The 9,785-nt window shown below is 41.1% G+C and carries 1 protein-coding gene and 1 pseudogene; both read right to left on the bottom strand.

Going from position 1 to position 9,785, the window contains the following annotated elements:
• Positions 1-23: 23 nt before the first annotated feature.
• Entirely contained in the window at positions 24-8,663 is an 8,640-nt protein-coding gene (locus MLD56_RS12570; RefSeq protein ID WP_049816874.1) for a hybrid non-ribosomal peptide synthetase/type I polyketide synthase, read from the bottom strand.
• Positions 8,656-9,564, bottom strand: a pseudogene (locus MLD56_RS12565) (aminotransferase class III-fold pyridoxal phosphate-dependent enzyme); the annotation flags it as partial. The pseudogene MLD56_RS12565 and the gene MLD56_RS12570, both read right to left, overlap by 8 nt.
• Between the last annotated feature and the right edge of the window lie 221 nt (positions 9,565-9,785).

Below are 9,785 nucleotides of genomic sequence, written 5' to 3'. Positions count from 1 at the left end.
ATTTCATCTCTTTTAATTCCTATTTATAGATTTTCAATCATGCTTAAAATTTCTTCGATTTCCACTGTATCGTTAAGTCTATTTTTAATACTTTTTGCTATTGCCGAAATTGTAGGACCCATAAACACTTCTTTTAATGCAAATTCTATGTCAAATTCTTTATGAACCCTTGATACAAGATTGGTTGCCTTTAATGAGTCTCCTCCTAATTCAAAGAAGTTATCATTTACTCCAATCTTCTGGACTCCAAGGATTTGGCTCCATATCAGTACAAGCTTCTCCTCAATTTCACCGAATGGTGCAGCATAGTCTACCCCTGTATTAATATTTCCATCAGGGGCAGGCAGGGCATTTCTATCTACCTTGCCATTCGCTGATAAAGGCAGTTTTTCCAACTGTACAAAATATGAAGGGATCATGTAGTCTGGCAGATCTTTGGAGAGATACTCCCTTAATTCCGGTATTGTCAATTCACTTTCTCCAACTATATATGCACAGATGTACTTGTTCCCTTGGGGGTCTTCCCTTGTTGCTGCCACAACTTCTTTTATTGAAGAATGTTTTAGAAGCTGAGCTTCTATTTCTCCAAGCTCTATTCGGTATCCGCGGATCTTAACCTGATGGTCTATTCTGCCCAGGAATTCGATATTCCCGTCAGGCAGCCATCTTCCCAGGTCTCCTGTTTTGTACAGCCTTATCCCCTTTTCTTCTCTGAAAGGATCTTCAAGGAATACATGGGCTGTTTTTTCAGGGTCATTTAAATAACCCCTTCCTACACCTGTTCCAGAGACGCAGATCTCTCCTTTTACTCCGATAGGGCACAGGTTCATGTTTTTATCTGTTATATATAGATTCATATTTTGTATAGGCTTGCCTACAGGAATGTTCTCTCCTTCATGAGCAGCTTCCATAGTATATAGAGTAATATCGTCCGCTGCCTCTGCAGGTCCGTAGGCATTAACTACTTTAGTATTTGGACATAGGTCAAACCATTTCCTTACTATGCCGGATTTTACGGTTTCTCCCGTTATCAGCAAGTAATGAAGTTTTTCCAGTTTATTCCCTGTATTTTCCACATACTCAAGCATTAAAGCAAGGTATGAAGGTACCACCTCAAGGACCGTTATGCCATCTTCTATGATCCGATTCGTAAACCTTGCAACATCCTTTACTATTTCATCTGGATAGATGATAATTTGAGCTCCTATGGTTAGGGCTGCAAAGAACTGCCATACAGATACATCAAAGTATTGAGGCGAGTTCTGGGATATTATGCTGATGTTAGTTATACAAAGTTCCTTTATTTCCGCATGGATGTGGTTTATCATGCCAAGATGCTCTATCATAGCTCCCTTTGGTACACCAGTTGAACCAGATGTATATATAACATAGGCCAAACTATTTATGTCTATATCTAGATCTAGGTTTTCGCCACTTTCAGCCTCAATCTCTTTTTCACACTGGTCAAGGTATATAATTCGGCCTTTATAGTTCTCACTAAGCTGCTGGGTCACATAATCTGATAAGGTCAACACATAGGCAGCTTTAGATTCCTTAAATATATCAAGCACCCTTTGTGTAGGGTATTTTGGATTTACAGGTATGTAAGCCCCCCCTGCTTTCCATATACCAAGTACCGATTCTACAAATAAGGGTCCCCTCTCCAGCATGACAACTACGGCTTCTTCTCTACCAGTGCCAGCCTTTAGCATGTACCTTGCTATCCTGTTTGCCCTTTGGTTGATCTGGCCATATGTAAATCTACGGCCTTCATACGCTACTGCTATATTGTCTGGACGTACTTTCGTCTGCTGCTCAAACAGGTGGTGTACCGTCAGGTGATGTTCAAATTCAACCTTCGTATCGTTAAAGCCGTATATTATTCGCTCCTTTTCTTCTTGGGATAACATATTGATTTCTGATAGTTTTTTTTCAGGGTTTGAGGTTATCTCTTCAAGGATATTAAAGTAATGCTGAACAAGCCTTTCTACCGTCTCCTTCTTAAACAGACGTGTAGCATATTCCATCCATAATATTATATTATGACCATCTGGTATCAACTGGAATGTTAGGTCAAATTTTGATGTTTTACTTTCAACCGGATATTTGGAATACTTTAATTCACCACGATGTTCCATAATATGCTCATCAGAAGGAACAATATTAAACATAACAGTAAATAAAGGATTTCTGCTTGAATCTCTCTTTACGTTAAGTTTTGTCACAAACTGATCAAACCTGTATTCCTGATTTTCATATGCTTCTAAGGAGCTTTCTTTTACTTCTTCCAAGAACTCAGTAAAGGCCTTATTTCCCTCTGGGAAATTCCTTAATGCCAGGGTATTTATAAACATCCCCAGTATTCTTTCAGTATCAAAATGAGTTCTTGCCGCTATAGGAGTACCAATAATTATGTCTTCCTGTCCTGAGTATTTATACATTAGTGTATTTAATGCCGCAAGAAGTATCATATACACGGTGGCTCCTGTTTGGGAGGAAAGTACATTTAATTTATCCATCAAATGACTGTCTAAATCAAATAGCAACCTATTTCCTTCAAAGCTTTGAAGGACAGGCCTAGGATAATCTGTAGGCATATCAAGGATAGGAATTTCACCCTTGAACCTATTAAGCCAGTATTCTTCCTGCTTTTTGTAAACCTCAGTGCTAAACAAGCCATTCTGCCACTGGGCAAAATCCTTATATTGCACCTCCATTGCCGGAAGGCTTTCACCACTTAATATAGAAACTATTTCATCAAAAGTCCTGATTATTGAAGTTCCATCCGAGACTATATGATGTACATCAAGCAAAAGTATTTGCCTGCTAGCATGGATTTCTATAAGACCTACTCTTATTAAGGGTGCTTTGCTTAAATCGAACGGTCTTACAAATTCATCGATTATTTTCTCTACTCCGTCTTCCTCAGACTCAAAATATTCTATAGTAAAATCAACTTCATCTTGTATCCTTTGCACAAGCTCCCCATCAATCATCTCAAAGGATGTCCTAAATGCTTCATGCCTTTGTATCAATGTTTTTAATGCTTCCCCAAGGGCAACCCTTTCAATCCCACCTTCAAATAAAATTCCCACAGGTATGTTATACCCAATGTTGTTACCCTCAAGATTATTAATGATATACATCATCTTTTGTGCAGATGAGGTTTCATAGTACTCTTTTTCAGAAACTTTAGGTATTCTTTCAAGCTCAGCCTTACCCATATTTAGGGAACCCTGTTCTGAAATCTTTCCCGATTCGTATAGCTTTGATATCATTTGCTCGGAAAGATCGTATATGCTGGAACCCTTAAGAAGTTCTACTATGGAAACAGGTGTTTTAAAGGCAACCTCCATCCTGTTTTTTATTTCGGTGGCCATTAATGAATCCATCCCAAAAACAGTTAGTGGTTGTTTGGTACTTAGATCCTCAGGATTATAACGCAAAACCTTCGCTACTATTGTTTTAATATGCATTTCAACGATATTCTGCCTGCTCTGTATTGGAGATGAAATAATATCCTCCAGGATATCAACATCCACCTTTGATTTATTTATATTCTCTTGTTGTCCTGACTCATCTTGCAAAAGAGTTTTAAGCACATGTGGAGAACTCATGGGTGAGAACCATTTTTCCCAAAACGTTTGCCACGAGAGTATAGGTAGAACCACAGACTGTGCAACAGCTTCTCCAACAAGGTGCTCCATAGCCCTAATTCCCTTTTCTACCGTTACAGATTCTATGGATTTTTGTATATAATACTCCGGATCACGTTCCATAAACCTTGCAGCCATTCCAACCTCTGACCATGGTCCCCAATTGATACTCAGTGCAGGAAGTCCTCTCGATAAACGGTAATGTGCAAGTGAGTCCAAAAAGGCATTCCCAGTTGCATATGCTCCCTGGCCTGGTGAACCAAATACAGAAGCAACTGAAGAAAATAAAATAAAGAAGTCAATAGGCCGTCCCTCTGTCATACGGTGAAGGTTCCATGCACCATTTACCTTAGGCGAAAGGACCCTATAAAAAGTCTCATCTTTACTAACCTCAAGAAATTGATCATCCGTAATACCAGCAGAATGTACAACACCTCGAATAGGAGGCCTTTCTTCCTTATCAAAATCTTTAAAAAATCCAGCAAGCTTTTCCTCATCAGTTACATCCACTGATCCAATATATACTGTTGCCCCCTGGGACTCCAGCTTACGAACAAACTCAATCCTCTCTGCAAGGCTGCTGCCTGGCTCTACATTGTTCCATTCAGAACGTTTTGGAAATTCTCCGCGTCCAAGCAGTACCAGATGTCTTGCTCCCTTGGCAACCATCCACTGGGCTGTAATCATACCTATGCCACCAAAAGCACCTGTAATAACATAACTTCCATCGGGGCGAAGATGTACGGGTACTTGATGCTGCATATCAATCCGCAGTTTATCGATTCTTGCTGCAAGTCTATTCCCATTACGGAAAGCAATTTGGTTCTCTCCATTACCTAAGACTTCTTTTAACAGCATTTCCATTTCACCCGCATTGGCCTCTATGTCAAGGTCTACAAGGCCTCCCCAATTTGAAGGCAACTCATGGTAACCTATGACGGTGCCAAGGCCCCATACCAACGACTGTAAGAATGCAGAATTTGGAGTAGCCCTGTTGATCATTTGGGCTCCTCTTGTAATAACCCACAGCTTAAAATTTAATCCCAGATTTGTGGTTGCTTGTACCAGGTGTTTTAATACAAACAGGTTTTCAAAACAAGCTTTTTCTATAGCTGTATTGCTAACTTCCTGGATCTCAAGGATATTGAGGCTCCACATATATACAATACCTGTTAGCTTCGTTTTAATTTTTGAGAATTCATCAAACAACGCTCTAAGATCCTCAATGCTTCGAGGGTTTATATATATCTCACGCTCTTCATACTGCCAACCAAAATTCTCACCAGGATATACCATAAAGCATTCTTCTCCCCTTTTTTCAAGGAGATTTGCCAGTTCTTTTCCTGCTGCTTTATGATCCACAAAAATAAGCCATGCTCCAGAGTTAGCAGCAGCTGTGCGGGTATCAACTTCTTCACTTTTTAGAAGCTCCCAGTTTATCTCATAAAGATAATCCTTAACTCTTCCAGCATCAGACCCTCCACTATTTCCAAGTTCCTTAGTTCTTATGCCCAGTATTTCGGCGATTAGATTTCCGTCCTCACTATATAGACGGATGTTGGCGTTCAAATTATTATCTTTCCTATCTACCATCTGCGTATGACAAAGCATGACAGGCTCCGGCCTTCCATAAAGCTGCACCCTGTCTATTCCTACAGGTAGGAATGATTGGCCTTCGTTATTTTCATCTTCATTAAGTGGTGCAACTGCCGCAATGGTAACCTGGAAACAGGCGTCCAATACCGCCGGGTGAAGACCGTAGATAGAGCTATCAATCTCCAGTATTTTAGGGATCTCAATCCTGCCAAGAGCTTCGTTATCGCCTTTCCATATCTTGTCTATACCTTGGAAATAAGGACCATAATGGAAACCCATTTGATAGAAGGTTTTATAACATACTTCTTTTCCGTATTCTTTGGTACAATTGCCAAGTATTTGAATCAACTCATCTTTAGCAGTGATCTTTATGTTTTGCCGTTTTCTTATTGTGCCGGATGCATTGCATGTCCAAGTCTTATCTTGTCCCGGTATCCTGCTTGAAATCTCGAATTTTGCGGTTTTTGGATCCAAAACCACCTGCACCACAGGTGATACTCCTTGATTTAAAAATAAAGCATTTTCAAACTTTATATCTTCAACTGTATAAAAACCCTCTCCAAAATAGCTTCTGGCACAAGCCATTCCCAGCTCTACATACCCTGCTCCGGGGAAAACTTCTATACCTTGTATTTTATGATCAGAAAGATACGTCATATAGGTAGTATTAAGTTCAATCTCCCATATAGGGCTGGAAGTTTTCAAACGGCGTCCTAAAAACTTGTGCTTATTTTTTCCCTGCCTAAATTCACTTGATTCCTGCGTTTCCATCCAGTATTTATCCCATTGCCATGGATAAAGAGGGAGACTTACAAACTCACCTTGGTACCGGTAAATCTTGTTCCAATCTATAGGGTATCCCAGTGCATATAGATTCCCTAAGTTCTCCAGTATTGAAACCTGTTCGTTTTCATTTCTTTTTATAGAGAACAACTTCTTACCTTCAACGTTTTTAGCTGACAGACAATCAGAAATAGAAGCTGCTAAAACAGGGTGAGGGCCCACCTCAATAAATAAGTTATAATTCAACGAAATCATTTCATACATTGCTGCTTCAAAACGTACCGGCTCTCTTACATTTTTATACCAGTAATGTCCATCACACTCTGTACCCGTCAGCATTTTCCCTGTAACCGTGGAATATATCGGTATCCCGGCAGGCTGGGACTTTATTCCTTTTAATGCCTCCAATAGCTCCTGCTCATATGGTTCCATTTGGTAACTGTGATACGCTACATTGACCTTTAAAAGCCGCGCAAAAACCCCCTTATCCTGCAACTGTTTTTGGATCTGCTCAAGGGCATCAGGATCACCTGACAAAGTTACCGAATTTGGGCTATTGATTGCTGCCATTGAAACACCTTTTATGTTCTCATCCAGCAGGGCCACAACTTCTTTTTCTGGTAAACCTACCGCCAGCATTGTGCCCTTGTTTACTGCTTTTTGCTGTGCACGGCTTCTGTGAATACTTACCAACATGGCATCTTCAAGGCTGTAAATTCCTGCAACATATGTAGAAGCCACTTCTCCAACACTGTGTCCTACCACCGCATGGGGTATAATACCCAAGGATTTCCATACTTCAGTCAAACCCACCTGAACAGCAAAATTGGCAGGTTGAGCAAACTGGGGCTGGTCCAGACGTGAATTCTCCTCATCGGCGAGAAGTTCCTCCAGTAGAGACCATCCAGCATACTGACGTGTAAGTTTATCGCATTTTTCTATCATATTTCTAAACACAGGGTCTTTTTCAAGGAGCTGTCTGCCCATAGCCCACCATATGGGCCCCATACCTGTATATACAAAAACAGCTTTATTGTACTTTCCTGCCTCAACATTTCCCGCAGACATCCCCTGGCGTGCTTGTCCTTTAATATACGCTTCCAGGTTTCCTGCAAGTTCTTCCTTTGAAGATGCCGAAACCGCTAGTCTATAGTCATGATGGGTGCGCTTTTTGCTCATCATGCTTCCAATATCATATAAAGAAATACTTTCTCCACTTCCATTAATAAAATCAACATACTTTTGCGCATAGTTTTTTAGCGCCTTTTCTGAGCGCGCAGATATGGGAATCATATATGGCCATCCGGTATTTACATTAACTTCAGGAGTACCCTGTTTTTGGAGATCTGTAGCTTCCTCCAAGAGGATATGGGCATTTGTTCCTCCAAAACCGAATGAATTTATGCCAACCAATGCGGGTTGCGGCAAAGGCTCCAGGGTCTGAGGAATTCGTATACATAAATCGTCAAAGGGAATTTTAGGGTTTGGATTCTTAAAGTGCAGATGTGGAGGTATTTGCTTATGCTTTATGATTAGTGAAGCTTTTATCAGTGCGGCAACTCCTGCAGCGGCCTCAAGGTGGGCAATGTTTGTCTTAACAGATCCGACAATACACTTTTTATCTTTTGGCCTGTCTGTTGAAACCACTCGTGCTATTGCATTAGCCTCAATAGGGTCTCCAACCGGAGTGCCGGTGCCGTGAGCTTCAATATATGTTATATCTGAAGGTGATATTCCTGCCTTTTTGTATACCTCCTTCATTAAGTTTTCCTGAGCCTGCCCGTTTGGAACAGTAATCCCGTCTGTGTGGCCGTCCTGGTTTACACCCGATCCACTTATTACGGCATAAATCCTATCTCCGTCTTCGATAGCATCTGACAGGCGTTTTAAAACCACAACGCCGGCTCCTTCTCCTCTTGCATAGCCGTTTGCACTGGAATCGAAAGTTTTGCACCGTCCATCGGGAGATAAAAAACCACCCTTACTTTCCGCTATGGTATACTCAGGTGTAGCTATAACACTTACTCCGCCTGCTATTGCGAGATTACATTCATTATTCAATAAACTCCCGCATGCAAGGTGTGTTGCAACCAAAGAGCCCGAACACGCTGTATCTACAGACAAACTTGGACCTCTGAAATCATATATATATGAAATCCTGTTGGACAACATTGTCATCATCATACCCGTTGCCGAATGTGTATCTAAACTTTCAACCGATTCGTTTTTAAATTGTATTGCTTGATAGTCAAGGGTGAAGCCCGCTACAAAGACACCGGTATTGGTTCCTGCTAGCTTGGCCGGATCCAAGCCTCCATCTTCCATTGCTTCCCATGATGTCTCCAGCATCAGTCTTTGCTGTGGATCAAGAAAGGCCGCTTCCCTTGGAGAAATACCAAAAAACAAAGGGTCAAACTCATCTATTTTATCTAAAAATCCACCATGACAGGTGTAATGCTTGCCTGGCTTTGATTTGTCAGGATCATAAAACTTTTCTAAATCCCAGCGGCCTTCGGGTAAATCGGAAGTCATATCTTTTCCCGCAGTCAATGCTTCCCAGAACTCCTCAGGCCCCCTTATTCCTCCTGGCAAACGGCATCCTATTCCTATAATGGCGATTTTATCCATAACTTTCGACCTCCAATACTTTATTTATATTCTCTTGAATAGCTTGTCTGATAATTGAACAACCCTGCTGCAAAAGTTCAAGCTCGATGGTTAACGGAGGCATAAGTTTTATAACACTGTCTTTTCTTCCTGCGCTTTCGATGATTAAACCGTTTTGGTAACATTCCTCTACTACTTTTTGCGTGATTCGCTCATCCTCCACATTGGAAAAATCAATACCCCAAATCAAACCTGCACCCCGAATGGTCAGGCCCTTATGTAATGACAAAATCTGCTTGGTTAAATATTCTCTTACAAATGCTTCCTTATATTTCACAGACTGTTCCAAATTATTCATTTCCCAATATTCCAACGCAGCTGTAGCTCCAATGAAAGCAAGCTGGTTTCCCCGGAACGTACCGTTATGCTCACCAGGCTTCCAGACATCAAGTTCCGGTTTCATCAGCAGAATAGACATGGGAAGGCCATACCCGCTGATTGACTTGGAAAGCAGTACAATATCAGGGATCATCCCGGCACGTTCAAATGAAAAGAACGGTCCGGTGCGTCCGCAGCCAACCTGAATGTCATCGCAAATCAGTAGAATACCGTGTCTGTCGCTAAGTTCCCTCAGCCTGAGCATCCATTCGGGTGAAGCTATATTTACGCCGCCTTCCGCCTGAATGGTTTCAAATATAATAGCCGCCGGTTTTTCGATTCCCGAGTGACCGTCGTTTAGAACGGCTTCCATGTATTCAATAGTATCGAATGAGTCAATTGGACTCTCGGAGTATGGGAAAAAGGTAACATCGGATAATGCTATGCCGGAGGAAGATCTTTTCTGAATGTTGCTGGTAACAGCCAGACTCCCCAGCGACATTCCGTGAAATCCTCCCATAAACGCAAATATACCAGTCCGTTTAGTGAATGGCAGTACCAAGATACGGAAAAATTTCTTCCCCAATTACTTCATGTCTTGAGAAATAAGTGATGAGTCTTTCGTATCCGTATTTATCCTTTATGTGTTCTTTTAAAAAGTCCTGATCGATCATGTTTACACTCAATGATAATACAGTAATATGAAAATAATTCCAATAGGTCATAAGTTCTACTTTACTTGAAATTTTTATCAGGCTGGAAATC

This window comes from Paenibacillus peoriae (assembly GCF_022531965.1).
GTDB classification, from domain to species: Bacteria; Bacillota; Bacilli; order Paenibacillales; family Paenibacillaceae; genus Paenibacillus; species Paenibacillus polymyxa_D.
This window is presented reverse-complemented; position numbering and strand designations above follow the sequence as displayed.

Excerpts from the sequence above, each read along its gene's own strand:
- MLD56_RS12570 (WP_049816874.1), bottom strand. The coding sequence starts at position 8,663 with ATGGATAAAATCGCCATTATAGGAATAGGATGCCGTTTGCCAGGAGGA.